Annotated in this window: 14 protein-coding genes, 1 other RNA gene and 1 pseudogene; 7 read left to right on the top strand and 9 right to left on the bottom strand. The window is 60.9% G+C overall.

The annotated features are described in order from the left end of the window. Window positions 1-49 precede the first annotated feature (49 nt). The 3 genes from MF6394_RS11065 to MF6394_RS11055 form a co-directional block, all read right to left on the bottom strand. Complete coding sequence (locus MF6394_RS11065) at window positions 50-2011, bottom strand: hypothetical protein (RefSeq protein ID WP_078466683.1); 1962 nt, start codon at window positions 2009-2011, stop codon at window positions 50-52. Between the two features lie 151 nt (window positions 2012-2162). Beyond that, window positions 2163-2259, bottom strand: an RNA gene (gene ffs, locus MF6394_RS11060) — signal recognition particle sRNA small type. 98 nt (window positions 2260-2357) lie between these two features. Then, window positions 2358-3524 (bottom strand): zinc-binding metallopeptidase family protein, encoded by a 1167-nt coding sequence (locus tag MF6394_RS11055; protein ID WP_078466682.1) that lies wholly within the window; start codon window positions 3522-3524, stop codon window positions 2358-2360. Window positions 3525-3572: 48 nt separating this feature from the next. Here MF6394_RS11055 and MF6394_RS34555 point away from each other — a divergent pair. Further along, a pseudogene (locus tag MF6394_RS34555) lies at window positions 3573-3695 on the top strand (outer membrane lipoprotein carrier protein LolA); the annotation flags it as partial. A 14-nt stretch (window positions 3696-3709) separates the two neighbouring features. Here the strand turns inward: MF6394_RS34555 and ligA are convergent. The 4 genes from ligA to MF6394_RS11035 form a co-directional block, all read right to left on the bottom strand. Then, window positions 3710-6076: an NAD-dependent DNA ligase LigA gene (ligA, locus tag MF6394_RS11050; RefSeq protein WP_078466681.1), complete on the bottom strand. Its 2367-nt coding sequence runs from the start codon at window positions 6074-6076 to the stop codon at window positions 3710-3712. Between the two features lie 87 nt (window positions 6077-6163). Then, window positions 6164-7027 carry a cell division protein ZipA gene (gene zipA / locus MF6394_RS11045; protein ID WP_032895820.1) on the bottom strand — a complete coding sequence of 288 codons (864 nt, stop codon included), beginning with the start codon at window positions 7025-7027 and terminating at the stop codon, window positions 6164-6166. A 258-nt stretch (window positions 7028-7285) separates the two neighbouring features. Next, window positions 7286-10774 carry a chromosome segregation protein SMC gene (gene smc / locus MF6394_RS11040; protein WP_078466680.1) on the bottom strand — a complete coding sequence of 1163 codons (3489 nt, stop codon included), beginning with the start codon at window positions 10772-10774 and terminating at the stop codon, window positions 7286-7288. Between the two features lie 2 nt (window positions 10775-10776). Then, window positions 10777-11436 carry a GntR family transcriptional regulator gene (locus MF6394_RS11035; protein WP_044275079.1) on the bottom strand — a complete coding sequence of 220 codons (660 nt, stop codon included), beginning with the start codon at window positions 11434-11436 and terminating at the stop codon, window positions 10777-10779. A 280-nt stretch (window positions 11437-11716) separates the two neighbouring features. Between MF6394_RS11035 and xdhA the strand changes: the two genes are divergently transcribed. From xdhA to guaD, 4 genes are all read left to right on the top strand, one after another. After that, window positions 11717-13165 (top strand): xanthine dehydrogenase small subunit, encoded by a 1449-nt coding sequence (gene xdhA / locus MF6394_RS11030; protein ID WP_069557135.1) that lies wholly within the window; start codon window positions 11717-11719, stop codon window positions 13163-13165. Continuing rightward, window positions 13158-15557 carry a xanthine dehydrogenase molybdopterin binding subunit gene (gene xdhB / locus MF6394_RS11025; RefSeq protein WP_047711560.1) on the top strand — a complete coding sequence of 800 codons (2400 nt, stop codon included), beginning with the start codon at window positions 13158-13160 and terminating at the stop codon, window positions 15555-15557. Before xdhA ends, xdhB begins: the two co-directional genes overlap by 8 nt. 115 nt (window positions 15558-15672) lie before the next feature. Beyond that, entirely contained in the window at window positions 15673-16512 is an 840-nt protein-coding gene (gene xdhC / locus MF6394_RS11020; protein WP_069557136.1) for a xanthine dehydrogenase accessory protein XdhC, read from the top strand. 12 nt (window positions 16513-16524) lie between these two features. Further along, window positions 16525-17829 carry a guanine deaminase gene (guaD, locus tag MF6394_RS11015; protein ID WP_078466679.1) on the top strand — a complete coding sequence of 435 codons (1305 nt, stop codon included), beginning with the start codon at window positions 16525-16527 and terminating at the stop codon, window positions 17827-17829. Between the two features lie 140 nt (window positions 17830-17969). On the opposite strand, the gene MF6394_RS11010 is transcribed toward guaD, so the two are convergent. After that, window positions 17970-18734 carry a GntR family transcriptional regulator gene (locus MF6394_RS11010; protein WP_014719469.1) on the bottom strand — a complete coding sequence of 255 codons (765 nt, stop codon included), beginning with the start codon at window positions 18732-18734 and terminating at the stop codon, window positions 17970-17972. Window positions 18735-19073: 339 nt separating this feature from the next. Between MF6394_RS11010 and MF6394_RS11000 the strand changes: the two genes are divergently transcribed. Further along, on the top strand, window positions 19074-20264 hold the full coding sequence (locus MF6394_RS11000; protein WP_019820510.1) for a benzoate/H(+) symporter BenE family transporter: 1191 nt from the start codon (window positions 19074-19076) through the stop codon (window positions 20262-20264). 37 nt (window positions 20265-20301) lie between these two features. On the opposite strand, the gene MF6394_RS10995 is transcribed toward MF6394_RS11000, so the two are convergent. Beyond that, complete coding sequence (locus tag MF6394_RS10995; protein ID WP_003193255.1) at window positions 20302-20646, bottom strand: YggL family protein; 345 nt, start codon at window positions 20644-20646, stop codon at window positions 20302-20304. Window positions 20647-20882: 236 nt separating this feature from the next. On the opposite strand from MF6394_RS10995, the gene dacB reads away from it, so the two are divergent. Continuing rightward, a complete protein-coding gene (gene dacB / locus MF6394_RS10990; RefSeq protein WP_003193256.1) occupies window positions 20883-22343 on the top strand; it encodes a D-alanyl-D-alanine carboxypeptidase/D-alanyl-D-alanine endopeptidase in 1461 nt (486 codons plus the stop codon). Window positions 22344-22382 lie beyond the last annotated feature (39 nt).

Here is a 22382-nt window from a genome sequence, read left to right as displayed (position 1 = left end):
GTTGTCCAGAGGGCTTTATGAAAGTTGTGAAACATCCGGATTAAATTGCTTAGTAACCGTGGGATTCACGGGTCTTTTGATACTTGTGGTAGTCGAGCCACTCGACCACATCGTAGGGCAGATACAACTGCACCCTGGCCCGTGAAATCGCGATATACACCGCGCAGAGTCGTTGATCGAACGCGTAGGCGTCCTGGAACTTCACATTGGTCAACAGTTCCGGGGTGAGCAGTACTCGGTCGAACTCCATGCCGCCCGCGTCCTGCGCCAGCATCAGCAGGACGCGCTCGTCCGGATGGCCGCTCAACCGGTTCAACCGCGTGACATCCGCCACGTTGAAGCCTTTTTCCAGCTCGGCCTCGACCCACACAAACGCCTCATCGAACTGGCAGGCTTCGCGCACCTGCTGCCAATCGGCCATATCGCTGAAAAACGGATGGGGGCCGAGGTCATTGAACTCATTGCTATAGAAATCGGGTTTGAACAACGCGATGACCGTGTCCATGAAGTGCTTGAGCGACTGCTGGGCCTCTTTGCTCGCCAGGCCGAACGCACAACGGGCGTGGCTCAGTTGGATCGCCCACTGCATGGTGTCCCAATGGGAGGCGGTCAACACCACGCAACCTTGCGGGGGCACAAAACCCTGGGGGTAAAACTCAATACCCACGTCGGCATCGCGGGCGCCCTCGAAAAGCGATTTGGTTTTTTCCGAGTGCAAGCTGATCAATGGGTTGACCAGGCGCTCGACATTGCGCCCGGAACGCACGGAGTAGCACACGTCGGTATGGCGAACCTCACGGGCGCGCTTGACCACGCCGCCGCTGGCCTGCTGATACTCATCCCCCAGGGTGATCAGCACCTGGCGGCCGCGCTCGATGATTTGCAGCAGCGGCGCCGGAATATCCTGGCTCTCATCGATCAGCACATGGGTATAGCGCTCGGGCACCACGCAGCCTGCCAGGCTCGCGCGTTTGATCATCAACAAGGCTTCAAACCCGGTGTGGCGGCCCCAGGCCGGGTTCGCCTCAAGGTAGCCCCACAACCGGCTGGAATATTCGAGCAGCACCCTGGCATCGACGCCGGCGAGCGGTTGCTTGAAATGCGGCAAATGCTGGGCCGACAGGCTGTACTCCCAAGAGCGGCAGTAGGCTTCAAGCACCTTGAGGCACACCTCCACCACCGCCTGCCCTTCCAGGCGGCGAAAACCAAAGATATTCAGTTCTTGAGCGAGCGCCTGTTTGGTCGGCACCCTCGCCGGTGTATTCAGCGGCTGTGGCCTGGGGCCATGCAACAGGGCATGGGCAAAGCCCTGGAAGGTATGCCCGGCCTTACGCTCCCGTACACCCACCATGCGGGCACGCAGGGTTTCGAGTTTTGCCGGGGTACGCGCCAGCAACAAGGTCTTTTCCGGGCGCAGGTGCTCCAGCAAGGCCACCAGCAGGTGACTCTTGCCAATGCCGGCGTAGCCTTGCACGTGCAGGTCTTCGTTCAGGTTGGCGCGGAAGGTTCTGAGCAGCTTGTCCTGCTCGGCGCTCAACCAGCGCTCGCGGTGCCTGGGCGTGATCGCCTGCTGGCTGAACGGGTCATTGGCCTTGAGGTGGCGGACTTTATACTCGACGTCCCATTTGCCACTGGGCAACAGATAGTCCCGCGCCTGTACTTCCTCCTCCAGCAGAAAGCGCAGCTTCAAGCTTTTGACCACATTGAGGCCGAAGTACAACTTCCTCTGATCAAACAGCCGCTGCGCTTCAGAGAGCAGGGACACACTGGCCGAATGGCTGGCATCTACTGCCCAGTCAATCAGCTTGGCCAACACTTTTTCCGCACCGCTGGCGCTCAGGTCGCTTTCCGGCACCTGCGCCAGGTTCTGGATCACCAGCACCGCCGCCAATTGCGGCTCACTCAGGGCTACAAGCGCATCGAAACCCTCGCTGCCCAACAAACCCGCGCAGGTTTGCTCCGTGATCGGCAAGAAAACAGGGCTGGATAAGTCGAAATGTTCCGAGTGCATAGAGCCTCGTAGCCAGGGGGAAGAGACGCTTGGGAGTATGCCACTAGATGCGAAATGACCGTCATGCACTGTGCAATAAGCATCACAGATGACTGGCTGAAAATAACTTGGGTTTTAGAAGGGACTGCAGAAGGGAGCGTTATGGAGGCAACCCCACCAGCCACACCCCGGCACACAATGTTCCCGCTGTGGCTGCTGCCTTCCGGCTCTGACCAGGTTCACGGGTAATCGTTGCGGGGGGACCGATGGGGTCACCATAACGACGCTGCCTCTCGGCAAGCCGCGCCATTGTACCCATCTCATCGGAAGTTACAACCGTTGGTTCCGGATTAAAAAATGAGAAGGCTCAAGCACTTGCCATAACCCCATCGGCTCTGCCGCCTTCTTCCTGGATGACCAGGTGAATAAAGTGCAGCTTGGCAATCACCGCGGGCGGCAGCACGAAGGGATAGAAATCCGGCTGGCCCATGGCACGGGACAGTTCGTTGAGCATGCCGGCCAGTTCGATCCAGGCATTGACGAAGCAGAGGAATGCCGGGCCGCCAGAGTGTTGAGGGTCGTAGAGCGTGGTCAGGGGGAATGGCTGGTAATCCAGGTCCATCTCGCGGGCGCTCATGCCAAAGCCCAGGGCCGTGTCCACGGCGTCCATCATGTGCAGGTAGTGGGCCCAGGTTTCGGCCCAGTCTTCCCAGGGGTGCATGGTGGCGTAGGCGCTCACGCAGGTGAGTTGCCAGTCCGGGCGCGGGCCGTTCTGGTAGTGCCGGTCGAGGGCCTCGGCGTAACTGGCGCGTTCGTCGCCGAACAGGTCGCGAAAAGGGCTAAGCCAGTGACCGTTGGCGATCAGGCGATCCCAGTAGTAATGGCCGACTTCATGGCGAAAATGGCCGAGCAAGGTGCGGTACGGCTCGCGCATCTGTACCCGGACTTTTTCGCGGTGGGCGTCATCGGCTTCCTTGATATCCAGGGTGATCAGCCCATTGGCGTGGCCGGTGGTGGGCGCGTTGCCTTCCAGGTCGATACCGATAAAGTCGAAGGCCAGGCCAGTCTCTTCGTCAACGCTCTTGGGCACCACTTGCAGGCCCAGGCTGATCAGTTGCGCCACCAGTCGGCGCTTGGCGGTTTCGACTTTGCGCCAGCGTTCGGGGTTTTCCGCAACGGAAAGATCAGGGATGGTGCGGTTCAGGCTACAGGCCACGCACAACGGCGCGGTGCTGTGGGCAGGAATCAACCAATTGCACGCAGCCGGTGAGTCGAGGTTGGCGCAGCGCCGGAAAGCGCCGGCATCGAGATTGTCGTCGGCCAGCCACGTACCGACCACCGGCCCAGGTTGCAGGGACGACAGGCGGCTTTGCTGCGGCTGGTAACCCAACGCCGCCTGACAGGCCAGGCATTGGCTGTTGCGAAAGAACAGCGACTGGCCACACCGGCATTGCCACACCTTGCTGTTGCGCGAGGTTTCGGCCATGAACGGAGCGGCGATGCGCGTGCTGAGTTGCTCGAAGTAGCGGAACATGGCGATCTCTCCCTGGGGTGACAGAGACTAGATCATTTCTCGTGAGAGATCGTTCAACTACTCCCTGTAGGAGCGAGCTTGCTCGCGAAGATCGTCAACGATAACGCGGGCTGCCTGGTTCACAGCGGCGCCCTCCGGTTCTTCGCGAGCAAGCTCGCTCCTACAGTGTGGAGAGATCGCTCCGTTCAGACGGTGATGTTGTGCTTGGCCAGGAAGGCGACGAAGGCTTCCTCGTCCAGTACTTTCAGGCCCAGCTCATTGGCCTTGGCCAATTTCGAACCGGCGCCCGGCCCGGCCACCACGCAGTGGGTTTTCGCCGAAACGGAACCGGCCACCTTGGCCCCCAGGCTTTCGAGCTTGTCCTTGGCCACATCGCGACTCATCAGCTCCAGGGAGCCGGTGAGTACCCAGGTGTGCCCGGCTTCAGGTAAACCTTCGACGAGCTTTTTCTCGCTCTGCCAGTGCATGCCAAAGTCCTTGAGCTGTTGCTCGATAGCCAGGGCATGGTTGGCGTTGTCGGCATTGTCGAAAAACTCCCGTACAGCCTTGGCTTGCTTCTCGGGCAGCGCCTGGCGCATGTCGAGCCAGTCAGCCTTGATGACGCCTTCCAGCGAACCGAACTTGTCCGCGAGCTTCTGCGCCGCGCCTGGCCCCACCGACGGTACGTGCAGCTTGTCGAGCAAACCGCCCAAGGTGGTGCTGGCGGCGAATTCGGCACTGAGTTCGCCTTGCTCCTGCAATTGCAGGCCGCATTCGTCCGGCGACAACAGCGCGCCAATCACCTGCTGATTGTGGCCGTCTTCAAAGAAGCTATGGATCTCATGGGCCACTTCCAGCCCGACATCCGGCAAGTACGTCAGCACTTCTGGCAACGCCTTTTGTACGCGCTCCAGGGACGCCAGCGAGCGCGCCAGAACCTTGGCCGTCTCCTCGCCCACATCGGGAATGCCCAAGGCGTAGATGAAGCGTGCCAGGGTCGGGGTCTTGCTGTTTTCGATGGCGCCGATCAGCTTCTTGCTGGAGATATCGGCAAAGCCTTCCAGGTCGATGATCTGTTCGTATTTGAGCTTGTAGAGATCGGCCGGCGAACCGATGAGCTGTTCATCCACCAGTTGCTCGATGGTCTTGTCACCCAGGCCGTCGATGTCCATGGCCCGGCGCGAGACGAAATGAATGATCGCCTGCTTGAGCTGCGCACCGCAGGCCAGCCGCCCGACGCAACGGTACACCGCGCCTTCGCTGACGGTTTCCTTGCCTTTGCTGCGCTTGACCAGTTGCGTGCGCTCCACATGGGATCCACACACCGGGCAATTTTGCGGGATCTGCACGGCGCGGGCGTTTTCCGGGCGGCGTTCAGTGACCACCGAGACCACCTGCGGAATCACATCACCGGCGCGGCGGATGATCACGGTGTCGCCGATCATCAGCCCCAGGCGTGCCACTTCGTCCATGTTGTGCAGGGTGGCATTGGACACGGTCACGCCGGCCACCTTGACCGGTTTGAGGCGCGCCACCGGCGTCACCGCACCGGTACGGCCGACCTGGAATTCCACGTCGAGCAGTTCGGTGAGTTCTTCCATGGCCGGGAATTTGTGCGCGATCGCCCAGCGCGGCTCGCGGGCGCGGAAGCCCAGTTCACGCTGGTAGGCAATGCTGTTGACCTTGAACACCACGCCGTCGATTTCGTAGCCCAGCGCATTGCGGCGCTCGCCGATGTCGCGGTAGTAGTCCAGGCATTCCTGGATACCCTTGGCCAGCTTCAATTCGTGGCTGATCGGCATGCCCCACTTCTGCAACTGCTTGAGGTTGCCGATATGGGTGTCGCTGATATCCGCGGTCACTTGGCCGATGCCATAGCAGCAGAACTCCAGCGGGCGACTGGCGGTAATCTTCGAGTCCAGTTGGCGCAGGCTGCCTGCTGCGGCGTTGCGCGGGTTGGCGAAGGTCTTGCCGCCCACTTCCAGTTGCGAGGCGTTCAATCGCTCGAAACCGGCCTTGGACATGAACACTTCACCGCGCACTTCCAGGGTGGCCGGCCAGCCCGTGCCGTGCAGTTTCAGAGGGATATTGCGCACGGTGCGCACATTGACGCTGATGTCCTCGCCGGTGGTGCCATCACCCCGGGTAGCACCGCGCACCAACTCGCCATCCTGGTACAGCAGGCTGACCGCCAGGCCGTCCAGCTTCGGCTCGCAGCTGTATTCCACCGCCGCGCCAGCGCCAAACAGATCGCCCACCGGCAGATCAAGGCCCTCGGTGACCCGGCGATCAAACTCCAGCATGGTGGTTTCATCAAAGGCGTTGCCCAGGCTGAGCATCGGGATCTCGTGCTTGACCTGGGTGAACGCCGACAACGCCGCACTGCCAACCCGCTGCGTCGGCGAATCACGCGTCACCAGTTCCGGGTGCTCGGCCTCCAGGGCCTTGAGCTCGTGGAACAGGCGGTCGTACTCGGCGTCCGGAATGCTCGGCTCGTCGAGGACGTGGTAACGGTAGTTGTGCTGATCCAGTTCAGCGCGCAGTTCGAGAATGCGGGTATGGGCGGCGGTCATGGGTGTTCTCTCATAAAGCAAAAGAGCAGCCGAAGCTGCTCAATATGTTAGTGCACGGATTCTACAGACAACGCTTAAGATCGATCCTCAGCGTTTCTGTGTCAGGGCGCGACGCTCGAACTCGACGATGCGCTGACGGTAGTGTTCGATGGTCTGGGCGGTAAGCACGCTGCGTTGGTCGTCCTTGAGCTCGCCGTTGAGTTCCTGGGACAGCTTGCGGGCGGCGGCCACCATCACGTCGAACGCTTGTTTGGGGTGACGCGGGCCTGGCAGGCCAAGGAAGAAGCTCACCGCCGGGGTGCTGAACAGGTCGATATCGTCCAGATCGAAGGTGCCCGGCTTGACCGCGTTGGCCATGGAGAACAGCACTTCGCCGTTACCGGCCATGCTTTCGTGACGATGGAAGATATCCATCTCGCCGAAACGCAGGCCGCTTTCGAGGATGTTCTGCAAGAGTGCCGGGCCTTTGAAACCGCCGGCGTCGCGGCAGATCACGCTGATGACCAGGACTTCTTCGGCCGCCGGCTGATCGTTCACCGATTGGCGTGCCGCGCTCTTGCTGGACGTCTCGTCCGGGAAATCGTCATCGCGGCTGCTGAAGCTCGGGCCATCATCGACGTCGAGGTTCAGGTCGCCCTGATGCGGCTCGGCAACCGCCGCGCTCCCGCGCTTGCCACGCTTGGACGATGGTTCGCGGGCTTCACGCAGCGGCGCGCTCATCGACGGCAAATCATGCTCGTCCAGTTGCGGCTCTTTGTGGGTATCCAGCACACGGGGCGGCCCCAGCAGCTCGGCGGCGCCGTCGTCGTCAGGCAAGTTGGACAGGTTTCGGTCCAGACGGAACTTGAGCTTGCCCTTGCCACCGCGCATGCGGCGCCAGCCATCAAAAAGAATACCGGCAATGACAATAATGCCGATGACGATCAGCCACTCGCGCAGACCGATTTCCATGTAATCCCGTGCCTCTAATAAAAAATGCTGAAAAATAAGGGGTTTAGCACCGTGCAAACCGCTTTAAAACGTGGCGCCAACTCTATGTTCTGACTGACGTTTTGCCCACGCACACGAAAAATTGACATTAAACTAGCACGACCAAAGATAACTTTACACCGTCTGTCAAAATGCCTTGAACAAATATGTCCATTTGCCACTTTCCCCAGACCGGTAAATCGCCCTACGCCGCGCTGTAAATTCTCTCTCGGGCATGGCTCAGGATTCCACCATCGCCATCGCCTCTTCCACATCCACTGCTACCAATCGCGAACAGCCCGGCTCATGCATCGTCACGCCCATCAACTGGTCGGCCATTTCCATGGCGATCTTGTTGTGGGTGATATAGATGAACTGCACGGTCTGGGACATCTCTTTAACCAACCGAGCGTAGCGTCCAACGTTAGCGTCATCCAGCGGTGCGTCAACTTCGTCGAGCATGCAGAACGGCGCCGGGTTCAACTTGAAGATGGCAAATACCAGGGCCAATGCGGTCAGGGCTTTTTCGCCGCCGGACAACAAATGGATGGTGCTGTTCTTCTTGCCCGGAGGCCGCGCCATGATCGTTACCCCTGTATCGAGTAGATCTTCGCCCGTCAGTTCCAAGTAGGCACTGCCACCACCGAAAACTTTTGGGAATAACGCCTGTAAACCGCCATTAATCTGATCAAAGGTATCTTTGAAGCGGTTGCGGGTTTCCTTGTCGATTTTGCGGATCACGTTTTCCAGGGTGTCCAGGGCTTCGACCAGATCGGCATCCTGAGCATCCAGATAACGTTTGCGCTCGGACTGCTGCTGGTACTCATCGATGGCGGCGAGGTTGATCGCGCCCAGGCGTTGAATACGTGCGGCAATCCGTTCAAGTTCTTCTTCGGCGTCTTTCTCGTTGGCCTGGGCGGTCAGGGTGTTGAGTACGCCGTGCAGGTCATAGCCGTCTTCCAGCAATTGGTCTTGCAAGGTCTTGCGGCGCACGGTGAGGGCTTGCCATTCCATGCGTTGTTGTTCGAGCTGGCCGCGGATCAACTGGGACTGCTGCTCGGCCATAGTGCGGCGCTTTTCGGCGTCGCGTAGTTCGCGGTCGGCGTCTTCCAGGGCGATCTGTGCGGTCTTGAGTTCGACGTCGACGGTCATGCGCTTGTCGAGCAATTCCTCAAGCTTGAGGCGCAGCTCTTCCAGCGGCGCCTCGCCCTCCTCCAGGTTGAGGCTCAGTTGCTCGCGCTTTTCGGTCAGGCGTTCGGACTGCATCTCCAGGCGCTCAAGGGCCTGGCGCGTGGAATCGTGCTGGGCGCGCAACGAGCCCAGGCGTACGGCCAACTGATGGGCGTGATCCTTGTGCTGCCGGGCTTCCTGGCGCACGCGGTCAAGGCGCTCACGCAGGCTGTCGCGCTGGGCCAACAGCAATTCGCGCTGTTCGGTATCCAGGGCCATGCTGTCGAGGGCTTCCTGCAAGTGCAGGCGCGCTTCACCGATCTGTTCGTGTTCCAGGGCGCGCTGTTCGCCCATCTCGGCTACTTCTTCGTCAAGACGGGTGCGGCGCAGGGTCAATTGTTCGACCTTGGCCCTGCTCGCCGACAGTTGGGCTTTCAACTCGCCTTGCTGGCGCGCTTCGTCCTGCAACAGACGACGCAGGTGTTCGCGGCCGGTTTCCTGCTGACGCTGGGTGGCGCGCAGGGTTTGCAATTCAGTTTCCAGGCTTTCCAGGGTGGCTTCGCGTTCTTCACGCTCGGCGCTCAGGTTGACGATTTCCTGGCCACGGGCTAACACGCCACTTTCCGCTTCACTGGCGCGGCGCACCCGCAGGAAGTGGCGGCCGACCCAATAGCCATCGCGGCTGATCAGGCTTTCACCAGCCGCCAATTGCCCGCGTTGGGCCAGGGCTTGCTCAAGGGACTCCACCGGCCTGACCTGGCCCAGCCAGGGCGACAGATCTATCGCCGCCTCGACCTTGTCCAGCAAACTGCCCGGCACCCGCGTGCCGTCGGCCGCCGGGCTGAGCAGGCGCAAATCGCCCTGGGCAAACCCGGCCAGGTCGAAGCCGCCGAAATCATCCACCAGCACCGCTTGCAGATCGGCACCCAGCACGGTTTCCACCGCCAGTTCCCAGCCGGCTTCGACTTTCAAGCCTTCGGCCAGGCGCGGACGCTCGGCCAAATGCTGGTCGCGCAGCCATTCAGCGGTGCCGGTGCCGGGGTCGAGCGCGGCTTGCTGCAAGGCTTCCAGCGAAGCCAACCGACCATTGAGCCGCTGCAAATCGCCTTGGGCCTGCTGCTGCGCCTGGGTCGCGGTGTGCAATTGCTGACGCAGTTGCTCCAGGCGCTCCACTTGCTGTTCTTCGCTGGCCTCCAGCTCTTCCAGAGTCATTTCGCTTTCGGCCAGTTGCTCGCTCAACTGCATGATTGCCGCGTCTTCCGGGTCGGCGGCGAGCAGTACGCGCTCTTCCTGCAGCCGGCGCTGGCGCTCGGCCAGGCGTTCCATGCTGGTTTCCAACTGCTGGATGCGCGACTGCTGCACCTCGGCCTGGCGGCGTGGCTCGGCGGAACGCAGGTTGAAAGCGTCCCACTGTTCCTGCCAACCGTGCATGGTAGTTTCGGATTCTTCCAGGGCCGCGGCGGCTTCTTCGGCGGCGGCGCTGGTGATTTCCTGCTCGGGGGTGAGCATCTCCAGCTCTTCGCCCAGGGTCAGCAGCAAGGTGCGGTCATGGCCCAGGTGCGATTCGGTTTCCAGGCGTGCGCGTTCGGCTTCCTTCAAGTCGTCCTGCAACTGGCGCAAACGCTGCTGGCCGTGCTGGATACTCTGCTCGACCCGAGCAATGTCACCGCCCACCGAATAGAAGCGGCCCTGCACCAGATTGAAGCGTTCGGACAACTCATGGTGGCCGTCACGCAGGCGTTCAATGCTGGCGTCGGCGTTACGCTGCTCGGCCACCAGTGCTTCAAAGCTGACTTCCTGGGTGCCAATAATCGCTTCGCGCTGGCCCACCTGATCATTCAATGCCTGCCAGCGCAGGGCCGACAGTTGCGCCTTGAGCTGGCGCTCCTCGCCCTTGTATTCCTGATACTTCTCGGCGGCCTGGGCCTGGCGGTGCAGGCGTTCGAGCTGGCGCTCCAGCTCTTCGCGCAGGTCGGTCAGGCGGGCGAGGTTTTCATGGGTACGGCGAATACGGTTTTCGGTCTCGCGGCGGCGCTCCTTGTATTTGGAGATGCCGGCCGCTTCTTCGATAAAGTTACGCAGGTCTTCGGGCTTGGCTTCGATCAGCTTGGAGATCATGCCCTGCTCGATGATCGAGTAGCTGCGCGGGCCCAGGCCGGTGCCGAGGAAAATATCGGTGATATCGCGACGGCGACACTTGGTGCCGTTGAGGAAGTAACTGTTCTGGCTGTCGCGGGTGACTTTACGACGGATGGAGATTTCCGCGTAGGCCGCGTATTCGCCGATCAGGGTGCCGTCGGAATTATCGAATACCAGCTCGATACTGGCCTGGCTCACCGGCTTGCGGCTGGTGGAGCCGTTGAAGATGACGTCGGTCATCGACTCGCCGCGCAGGTTTTTCGCTGAGCTCTCGCCCATCACCCAACGCACGGCGTCGATGATGTTCGACTTGCCGCAGCCATTGGGCCCCACCACCGCCGCCATGTTGCTGGGGAAGTTCACGGTGGTGGGGTCGACGAAGGATTTGAACCCCGCCAACTTGATGCACTTGAGCCGCACGCTTAGGCGTCCGCCAAGGCTGCGATGACCAGCGAACTGCTGCGCTGGCAATAGGCTGTGAGCACCAGGCGAATCTGCACCAGGTCACGGGCAAGCACCGCAGCGAGCAATTGCGCGAACAGCGCCTGGAACTCGCTCATGGACGCCTTGCGCTGATCCAGGGCCAGGTAATAAGCACGGTTCATCGCCGGCTGCAGGTTTTCAACGGTTTCCTGCAAATACGGGTTGTTGGCGAAGGGGTACGCAGCGCGCATCACGTTGAAGCTTTCTTCGACGAAGGCGCGGATGTCCTCGCGCTCCAGGCTCAGTTGCAGGCGTTGTTGGATCTGCAGGAACGGCGCCATGTCGGCCTGGGTCTGCCAGCCTTCGGCAACCGCATTGCCGAGCAGGATGTACATCTCGCCCATCAACGTACACAGGCTCTGCACCTTGTGCGCGGTGAGTTCGGTGACGTGGGCGCCACGGCGCGGCAGGATCGCAATCAGATGGCGGCGCTCAAGGATCAGCAAGGCTTCGCGCACGGAACCACGGCTGACGTTGAGCGCCAGCGTGACCTTCTGTTCCTGGATCCGCTCCCCAGGCTTGAGATCGCCGCGAATGATACGTTCGGCGAGGTGGTGAGCAATTTGCTCGGCGAGACTGTCCGGCGCCTTGAACGTCATGTTTTCCCTTCAAAATCTGCTATCGGTACAAGCGCCGCAGTGTAGCGCATTGGCCCGCTGATGGCGCTACGCCCACCGTGGCGAATTTGGCATGAAATAAGCAACGTTGAAAGCCTGTAAGCCGCCAAAAACGCCGGTTCCAGAAGACTGGACCATAATTGAACGTGTTGCGACCGCATTTTCTTGACCCTTAGGTCAGAAAACCATTGACCGAAAAGTCAGACATGACTAGATTCGGCGCAAAGCGGTTAACAACAATAATGAGTCTGCGAGGCCTTCCGTGATCCAGTTTTTACTTAACCAGGAACTCCGTAGCGAGCACGCCCTGGACCCCAACCTGACCGTGCTCAACTATCTGCGCGAGCATGTGGGCAAACCCGGTACCAAGGAAGGCTGCGCCAGTGGCGACTGTGGCGCGTGCACCGTGGTGGTCGGCGAGCTGCACACCGACGAGCACGGCGCCGAGCAGATTCGTTATCGCAGCCTCAATTCCTGCCTGACGTTCGTGTCGTCACTGCACGGCAAACAACTGATCAGCGTCGAAGACCTCAAGCACCAGGGCCAACTGCACAGCGTGCAACAGGCCATGGTCGAGTGCCACGGTTCGCAGTGCGGCTTTTGCACCCCAGGTTTTGTGATGTCGCTGTTTGCCCTGCAAAAAAACAGCGACGCCCCCGACAGCCAGAAAGCCCATGAAGCCCTGGCCGGCAACCTGTGTCGCTGCACCGGTTATCGCCCGATCCTCGCCGCTGCCGAACAGGCCTGCTGCAACAAACCCCAGGATCAATTCGACAGCCGCCAGGCTGAAACCATCGCACGCCTTAAAGCCATCGCGCCGACCCAGACCGGTGAACTCAACAGCGGTGACAAGCGCTGCCTGGTGCCGTTGACCGTCGCCGACCTGGCCGACCTCTATGACGCCTACCCGCAGGCCCGCCTGCTGGCCGGTGGCACTGACCTGGCGCTGGAAGTCACCCAGTTCCACCGCACCCTGCCGGTGATGATCTACGTGGGCAACATTGAAGCCATGAAACGCATCGAGCAGTTCGACGACCGCCTGGAAATCGGCGCAGCCACCGCCCTCTCCGACTGCTACGCCGCGCTGCACCACGAATACCCGGACTTCGGCGAACTGCTGCACCGCTTCGCCTCCCTGCAAATTCGCAACCAGGGCACCCTGGGCGGCAATATCGGCAACGCTTCGCCCATTGGTGATTCGCCGCCGCTGCTGATTGCCCTGGGCGCACAGATCGTACTGTGCAAGGGCAACACCCGCCGTACCCTGGCGCTGGAAGACTACTTCATCGACTACCGCGTCACCGCCCGCCAGGACAGTGAGTTCATCGAGACCATCATCGTGCCCAAGGGCCACACGCTGTTTCGGGCCTACAAGGTGTCCAAGCGTCTGGACGACGATATTTCCGCCGTGTGCGCAGCGTTCAACCTGAAGATCGACAACGGTGTGATCAGCGAGGCTCGCGTTGCCTTCGGAGGCATGGCCGCCACACCAAAACGCGCAAAAAATTGCGAGGCCGCGTTGTTGGGCGCCATCTGGAACTTGGCCACGGTCGAGAAAGCCTGCGCCGCCCTGGCACAGGACTTCACCCCACTGTCGGACTTTCGCGCCAGCAAGGAATACCGCCTGCTCAGCGCGCAAAACCTGCTGCGCAAATACTTCATCGAACTGCAAACGCCGCACATCGAGACTCGGGTGACCGCTTATGTCTAACCATCACGCCGTGGTAAAAACCCAGGCCGAACTTGCCGCACTGTTTGCCCAGGACCTCACCACCGGGGTCGGTCGCAGCGTCAAGCATGACAGCGCCGCCAAGCACGTCAGCGGTGAAGCGCAGTACATCGACGACCGCTTGGAATTCCCCAACCAGTTGCACCTGTATGCGCGCATGTCCGACCGTGCCCACGCCCGCATCATCAGCATCGACACCGCGCCCTGCTATGCCTTCGACGGCGTACGCATAGTCATCACCCACGAAGACGTGCCAGGCCTGAAAGACATCGGCCCGCTGATGCCCGGCGACCCGCTGCTGGCCATCGACACCGTGCAGTTCGTCGGCCAGGTGGTGCTGGCCGTGGCCGCCCGCGACCTGGAAACCGCACGCAAGGCGGCGATGGCGGCGGTGATCGAATATGAAGACCTGGAGCCAGTGCTGGATGTGGTCGAGGCGTTTCGCAACAAGCACTTCGTGCTCGACAGCCACACTCACCAGCGCGGCGATTCGGCCGCTGCGCTGGCAAGTGCCAAGCACCGTATTCAGGGCACCTTGCATATCGGTGGCCAGGAACACTTCTATCTGGAAACCCAGATTTCTTCGGTGATGCCCACCGAAGATGGCGGCATGATCGTCTATTGCTCCACGCAAAACCCCACCGAAGTGCAGAAGCTGGTGGCGGAGGTGCTGGATGTGTCGATGAACAAGATTGTGGTGGACATGCGCCGCATGGGCGGTGGCTTTGGCGGCAAGGAAACCCAGGCCGCCAGCCCGGCGTGCCTGTGCGCCGTGGTGGCGCGCCTCACTGGCCAGCCGACCAAGATGCGCCTGCCACGGGTCGAAGACATGCTGATGACCGGCAAGCGCCACCCCTTCTATATCGAATACGACGTGGGCTTTGACGACAACGGCCGCCTGCACGGCATCAACCTGGAGCTGGCGGGTAACTGCGGCTGTTCGCCGGACCTGTCCAACTCGATTGTCGACCGCGCCATGTTCCACGCCGACAACTCGTATTACCTCGGCGACGCCACGGTCAACGGCCATCGCTGCAAGACCAACACCGCCTCCAACACCGCCTATCGCGGCTTTGGCGGCCCCCAGGGCATGGTTGCCATCGAAGAGGTGATGGACGCCATCGCACGCCATCTGGGCCAAGACCCGCTGGCGGTGCGCAAGGCCAACTACTACGGCAAGACCGAGCGCAACGTTACCCACTACTACCAGACCGTCGAGCACAACATGCTCGAAGAAATGACCGCCGAGTTGGAAGCCAGCAGCCAATATGCCGAGCGCCGCGAAGCGATCCGCCTGTACAACGCCCACAGCCCGATTCTGAAAAAGGGCTTGGCGCTGACCCCGGTGAAATTCGGTATTTCCTTCACTGCCAGCTTCCTCAACCAGGCTGGCGCACTGATCCATATCTACACCGACGGCAGCATCCACCTGAACCACGGCGGCACCGAGATGGGCCAGGGCTTGAATACCAAGGTTGCGCAAGTCGTGGCCGAGGTATTCCAGGTCGACATCGACCGCGTCCAGATCACCGCCACCAACACCGACAAGGTGCCTAACACCTCGCCCACCGCGGCCTCCAGCGGCGCCGACCTGAACGGCAAGGCCGCGCAGAATGCGGCCGAAACCATCAAGCAGCGGCTGGTGGAATTTGCGGCGCGCAAGTACGACGTGAGCGAGGCGGACGTGGAGTTTCGCAACGGCCATGTGCGCGTGCGCGAGCAGATCCTCAGCTTCGAAGCGTTGATCCAGCAGGCGTATTTCGCCCAGGTGTCGCTCTCCAGCACAGGTTTCTACAAGACCCCGAAAATCTTCTACGACCGCAGCCAGTCACGCGGGCGGCCGTTCTACTACTACGCGTTCGGCGCGGCCTGCTGCGAAGTGATCGTCGACACCCTGACCGGCGAATACAAAATGCTGCGCACCGACATCCTGCACGATGTGGGCGCCTCGCTGAACCCGGCCATCGACATCGGCCAGGTCGAAGGCGGCTTCATTCAGGGCATGGGCTGGCTGACCATGGAAGAGCTGGTGTGGAACAACAAGGGCAAGCTGATGACCAACGGCCCGGCCAGCTACAAGATCCCGGCGGTGGCCGACATGCCGCTGGACCTGCGGGTGAAGCTGGTAGAGAACCGCAAGAACCCGGAAGACACAGTGTTCCATTCCAAGGCCGTGGGTGAGCCGCCGTTCATGCTCGGCATTGCGTCGTGGTGTGCGATCAAGGATGCGGTGGCGAGCCTCGGTGATTATCGCCATCAGCCCCACATTGATGCGCCAGCGACGCCCGAGCGGGTGTTGTGGGGATGTGAGCAGATGCGGCAGTTGCAGGTGGCGAAAGCTGTCGAGGCTGACACCGAGATGGCTTCGCTCTAGACCCAGGCGCCGCCTTCGCGAGCAAGCCCGCTCCCACATTTGAAATGCATTCCCATGTGGGAGCGGGCTTGCTCGCGAAGGCGGCCGAACTAACAGCAGAAATGTTGAGGTAGACATGGACAACTGGATCAGCGCCCTCGCCACCCTGCAAAACCAGGGCGAACCCTGCGTACTGGTGACCATCATCGAAGAACTCGGCTCCACCCCGCGCAACGCCGGTTCCAAAATGGTCATCAGCGCCGCGCAGGCCTTCGACACCATCGGCGGCGGGCACTTGGAATACAAGGCGATGCAGATCGCCCGGGACATGTTGGTGCGCGGCCAGCAGAACACTCACCTGGAGCGCTTCAGCCTCGGCGCCAGCCTGGGCCAATGTTGCGGCGGCGTGACCGTGCTGCTGTTCGAGCCCATGGGCCAGGCGCAGGCGCACATCGCTGTATTTGGCGCCGGCCATGTCGGCCGTGCGTTGGTGCCATTGCTGGCAAGCCTGCCCTGCCGGGTGCACTGGATCGATTCCCGCGAGCAGGAATTCCCGCAGCACATCCCCCAAGGCGTGCGTAAAATCGTCAGCGAAGAGCCGGTCGACGAAATTGCCGACTTGCCAGCAGGCAGTTACTGCATCGTCATGACCCACAACCACGCGCTGGACCTGGAACTGACCGCCGCCCTGCTCAAGCGCAACGACTTCGCCTACTTCGGCCTGATCGGCTCGAAAACCAAGCGGGTCAAATTCGAACACCGCCTGCGTGACCGTGGCTTTGATGCCACGCAGTTACAGCGCATGCGTTGCCCCATGGGCCTCCCCGAGGTCAAGGGCAAGCTACCGGTGGAGATCGCCATCTCCATCGCCGGCGAAATCATCGCCACCTATAACGCCAATTTCGGCCAGCACCTTGCCGGCGCCGAACCTATTGCCAAACTGCTGCCGGCTTCGCGCCGCAGCCACGCTATCTAAGTTGAGACGATCATGCCTTTGACTCGCAAAGCCTACCGTGCCGCCATCCTGCACAGCATCGCCGACCCTGCCGTTGTTGGGATCGAAGCCTCCTACGAATATTTCGAGGACGGCCTGCTGGTGATCGACAACGGCCAGATCAGCGCCCTTGGTCACGCCAGCGACCTGCTGCCGAGCCTGCCCGCCGATATCGACATCACCCATTACCAGGACGCGCTGATCACCCCCGGCTTGATCGACACCCATATCCACCTGCCGCAAACCGGGATGGTCGGCGCCTATGGCGAGCAACTGCTGGACTGGCTCAACACCTACACCTTCCCCTGTGAAAGCCAGTTTGCCGACAAGGCTCACGCTGAAGAAGTCGCCAACATCTTCATCAAGGAACTGCTGCGCAACGGCACCACCACGGCGCTGGTGTTCGGCAGCGTGCACCCGCAATCGGTGAATGCATTCTTTGAAGCGGCCGAGAAACTCGACCTGCGCATGATTGCCGGCAAGGTGATGATGGACCGCAACGCACCGGACTACCTGACCGACACCGCCGAATCCGGCTACCAGGAAAGCAAGGCGCTGATCGAACGCTGGCACGGTAAGGGCCGCCTGCATTACGCGGTGACGCCACGCTTCGCGCCTACGAGCACGCCGGAGCAACTGACGCTGGCCGGGCAGCTGCTGGGCGAGTACCCGGATTTGTACATGCAGACCCACATCAGCGAAAACAAGCAGGAAATCGAGTGGGTAAACGAGCTGTTCCCGGAGCGCAACGGCTACCTGGATGTCTACGACCATTACAAGCTGCTCGGCGAGCGCTCGGTGTTTGCCCACGGCGTACACCTGTGTGATGACGAATGCGCACGGCTGGCAGAGACTGGCTCGGCGGTGGCGTTCTGCCCGACTTCGAACTTCTTCCTCGGTAGTGGGTTGTTCAACCTGCCGATGGCCGAGAAACACAACTTGAACGTGGGCCTGGGCACCGACGTGGGTGGCGGCACCAGCTTCTCGCTGCTGCAAACCCTGAACGAAGCGTACAAGGTCATGCAGTTGCAAGGTGCGCGCTTGAGCCCGTTCAAGTCGCTGTACCTGGCAACCCTGGGCGGCGCACGGGCGCTGCGCCTGGAAGACAGGATCGGCACCTTGCAGCCGGGCACCGATGCGGACTTCCTAGTGTTGGATTACAACGCCACGCCACTGCTGAGCTATCGCCTGAAACAGGCCAATAACATTGCCGAGACGTTGTTTGTGCTGATGACGTTGGGGGATGACCGGACGGTGCTGCAAACCTATGCAGCCGGGCAGCTCGTGCACCAGCGCTGATTTCGGATACACCATCGAAACAAATGTGGGAGCGGGCTTGCTCGCGAATGCGCAGTGTCAGTCTCTAGGTATATTGACTGATCCACCGCATTCGCGAGCAAGCCCGCTCCCACAATTTTGTTCTCAGTGAGCCAGGGAAACTAGAGTTTTACTGAAGAACGCCCTGGCTTCTTGGTCTGCAACAAATGCGAAAACACCGCATGCAAATCATCCGACGCACTCTCTTCATCGAGGTTGAGCTTGCTGTCGATGTGATCCATGTGATGCATCATCAAGTTCACCGCCAACGTCGCATCACGGGCTTCGATCGCGTCGATCAACTGGGTGTGTTCATCGTAGGAACAGTGCGAGCGGTTGCCGCTTTCGTACTGGGCGATGATCAATGACGTCTGCGACACCAGGCTGCGCTGGAAGCTGATCAGCGGCGCGTTCTTCGCGGCTTCGGCCAGCTTCAAGTGGAATTCGCCGGAGAGACGGATACCGGCGCCACGGTCCCCACGGGAGAAGCTGTCGCGCTCGTCGTTGACCATCTGGCGCAACTCGGCCAACTGCTCGGCCGTGGCGTGCTGCACCGCCAACTCCGTGATCGCCCGCTCCACCAGGCGCCGGGCCATGAACACCTGGCGCGCTTCTTCGACGCTTGGGCTGGCAACCACCGCACCGCGATTGGGCCGCAGCAGTACCACGCTTTCATGGGCCAGGCGCGACAGCGCGCGGCGAATGATGGTGCGGCTCACGCCGAAGATCTCGCCCAGTGCCTCTTCACTCAATTTGGTTCCGGGCGCCAGGCGTTGTTCAAGGATCGCCTCGAAGATATGCGCATAGACGATATCGTCCTGGGTTCCGCTGCGACCGGCCTTGCCGGCTCGCGGTTGTTTCTTGAGAGGTTGCAACTGTTCGTTCATGGGCACTCGGGTTTGAGAACGGCGAATTAACGGTAATACGGCAACAGCGTGTCGCTGGCAAGTATCACCTAAAAACAGCGCACATTGTACACAACCCATTGCGCCAACACACTGTACGGCTGTTTGCGGCCACGGCTGTATTGCAATGACTCGTTACGTTTGAGTTTAGGCTTGATTCCACGATTTCCCATGAACGACATCCCACTGTAGGAGCGAGCTTGCTCGCGAAGAACCCAAGGGCGCCGCGTTTAATCTGATTGCCCGCGTTATCGTCGGCGATTTTCGCGAGCAAGCTCGCTCCTACAGCGTGCGGAGTCAGGTAAAAAGGAACACCTCTCCATGACCGACGCCACCCAAGCGCCCTTGCGCCCACTGGCCGACACTTCTGCGTCGGCCGTCGTCGCCGGCTTTATCGCCATGATGACCGGCTACACCAGCTCCCTGGTGCTGATGTTCCAGGCCGGCCAGGCGGCCGGTTTGACCACGGCGCAGATTTCTTCGTGGATCTGGGCGATTTCCATCGGCATGGCGGTGTGCAGCATCGGCCTGTCCCTGCGCTATCGCACACCGATCACCATCGCTTGGTCTACCCCTGGCGCGGCGCTGCTGATCACCAGCCTGGGCGGCGTAAGCTATGGCGAGGCCATCGGTGCCTACATCACCTGCGCGGTACTGGTGACGCTCTGCGGGTTGACCGGCAGCTTTGAGAAACTGGTCAAGCGGATTCCAGCATCACTGGCGGCGGCGCTGCTGGCGGGGATTCTGTTCAAGATCGGCAGCGAAATTTTCGTCGCCGCCCAGCACCGTACCGGGCTGGTGCTGGGGATGTTTTTCACCTACCTGATCATCAAGCGCCTGTCGCCGCGTTATGCCGTGCTGGCCGCCTTGCTCATCGGCACCGCTTTGTCAGGGCTGATGGGGCTGCTGGACTTCAGCGGCTTTCATCTGGAAGTGGCGACGCCCGTGTGGACCACGCCACACTTCTCGCTGGCGGCGACCATCAGCATCGGCATCCCGCTGTTCGTGGTGGCCATGACCTCGCAGAACATGCCCGGTGTAGCCGTGCTGCGGGCCGACGGTTACACCGTGCCAGCTTCGCCGTTGATCACCACCACCGGCCTGGCCTCGTTGGTGCTGGCACCGTTCGGCTCCCACGGCATCAACCTGGCGGCGATCAGCGCGGCGATCTGCACCGGGCCCCATGCCCATGAAGACCGCAACAAACGCTACACCGCGGCGGTGTGGTGCGGGGTGTTCTACGGCATTGCCGGGGTGTTCGGCGCCACGCTGGCGGCACTATTCGCGGCGCTGCCCAAGGAGTTGGTGCTGTCGATTGCGGCGTTGGCGTTGTTTGGCTCGATCATCAATGGCTTGAGCATCGCCATGAATGAGCCGAAGGAACGGGAAGCGGCGCTGATCACCTTTATGGTCACCGCGTCAGGCTTGACGTTGTTTTCCATCGGGTCGGCGTTCTGGGGGATTGTGGCGGGGGTGTTGACGCTGCTGATTCTGAATTGGCGCAAGGCATAAAAAAACGGCGACCCTCAGGTCGCCGTTTTTTTCAGTATCACTTAGCCGCGTTGATCGGCTTTTCTGGATACCACACGTCCAGCAACGGGCTGACTTCAGCCTTGGTCAGCTCGGAACGGGTTTTCAGCCAGGCTTCGACCGCAGCACGCTGCTCTTCGGAGACCGAGCCACGCTTCTGCAGGCAAACCAGACCGTAGTCATCGCCGCCCACATAGCCCAGGCCATTGGCTTCCATGGCTTCTTTGATGAATGCTTCGAGGAAAGCGTCGATAGCTTCTTCACTCAGGCCTTCGTTGAAGTCCAGGTTCAGTTCGAAACCCAGCTCTTGAAATTCATCAACGCACAGTTTTTTGCGCAGACGCTGGGAACGGTTAGTCGCCATTGGAACAATCCTCATAAGTATTAACGGGCGGCACTTTAGCAGTTTAAGGCGGCAATTGCCCGACTCTCTGGGACCGACGGGCAAATGCGCGCAAAAAAACCACGATTAGCAGCTATCGTTCAGCTACACGTGGCGCCAGCTTGGGGCATAATGCCGACACTTTCGTGACCACTGAGGGATTTTCTTCCATACCCCTCGCCTTTTTCACCCTCCTCAGCAGTAGGGTTTTATTTCTTATGATCAAATCTTTGCGTTCAGTGTTACTTGCCAGTGTTGTCTTGCCCCTGGCCTTTTCCGTTTGCGCCGCTCCCGTCAATAACACCCTGCCACCCAGCGTTGCCCAGGCCTTGCAGAAGGCCAAGCTGCAAAATACCGCGCTGTCCCTGGTGATGCTGCCCCTGAACGGCCCTGGTACCCCTACGGTTTTCAACGCCGACGTCTCGGTGAACCCGGCCTCCACCATGAAGCTGGTCACCACTTACGCGGCCCTGGAAATGCTCGGCCCCAACCATCAGTGGAAGACCGAGTTCTACACCGATGGCACCCTCAGCGGCGGCGTGTTGCGCGGCAACCTGTACCTCAAGGGCGGCGGCGACCCCAAGCTGAACATGGAAAAACTCTGGCTGCTGATGCGCGACCTGCGCGCCAATGGTGTGCAGCAAGTCACCGGCGACCTGGTGCTGGACCGCAACTTCTTCAACCAGCCGCAATTGCCCGAGTTCAACGACGACGGCAACGATGAGAACAAGCCATTCCTGGTCAAGCCCGACGCCTTGCTGGTCAACCTCAAGGCCCTACGCTTTGTAACCCGCAATGATTCAGGGCGGGTGATCGTGTCGGTCGAACCGCCGATTGCCAGCATCCGCATCGACAATCAGGTGAAAGTCACCAACGCCAAACAGTGCACCGGTGACGTGCGCTACAGCCCGGTGACCGCCGCCGACGGCAGCGTGACCGTGACCGTCAGCGGCCAACTGGGTGATGGCTGCAGCTCGCAGACCTACCTGTCGCTGCTCGACCACGCCACCTACACCGCAGGCGCCGTGCGGGCGATCTGGAAGGAGTTGGGCGGCACCATCCAGGGCCGTGATATCCAGGCACCGGTGCCCAAGGATGCAAAAGTCCTGGCTCGCGCCTTCTCACCGGACCTGGCGGAGATCATCCGTGACATCAACAAATACAGTAACAACACCATGGCCCAGCAGTTGTTCCTGAGCCTGGGTGCACAGTTTCGCAACGATGCCGATGGCGACGATGCCAAGGCCGCGCAACGTGTCGTGCGCCAGTGGCTGGCCAAAAAAGGCATCACCGCGCCGCACCTGGTGATGGAAAACGGCTCCGGCCTGTCCCGCGCCGAACGGGTCAGCGCCCGCGAGATGGCGGCCATGCTGCAAGCCGCGTGGAAAAGCCCTTATGCGGCGGAGTACATCAGCTCGATGCCGATCGCCGGCACCGACGGCACCATGCGTAAACGCCTGAAAACCACCGCCCTGCGCGGCGAAGCCCATGTGAAGACCGGCACCTTGAACACCGTACGCGCCATCGCCGGCTACAGCCGCGACAACAATGGCAATACCTGGGCGGTGGTGGCGATTCTCAACGACCCCAAGCCTTGGGGAGCCTCGTCGGTGTTGGATCAGGTGCTGCTGGACCTGTATCGCCAGCCGAAGGCCGTTGCCGCCGCGCCGGTCCTCTAAAGCCTAACATTGCCCTGTAGGAGCGAGCTTGCTCGCGAA

Origin of the sequence: Pseudomonas sp. MF6394 (assembly GCF_002018845.1) — a bacterium.
GTDB classification, from domain to species: Bacteria; Pseudomonadota; Gammaproteobacteria; order Pseudomonadales; family Pseudomonadaceae; genus Aquipseudomonas; species Aquipseudomonas lactis.
Note: the sequence above shows the minus strand (reverse complement) of the source record. Positions and strands in the feature narration are given on the sequence as shown.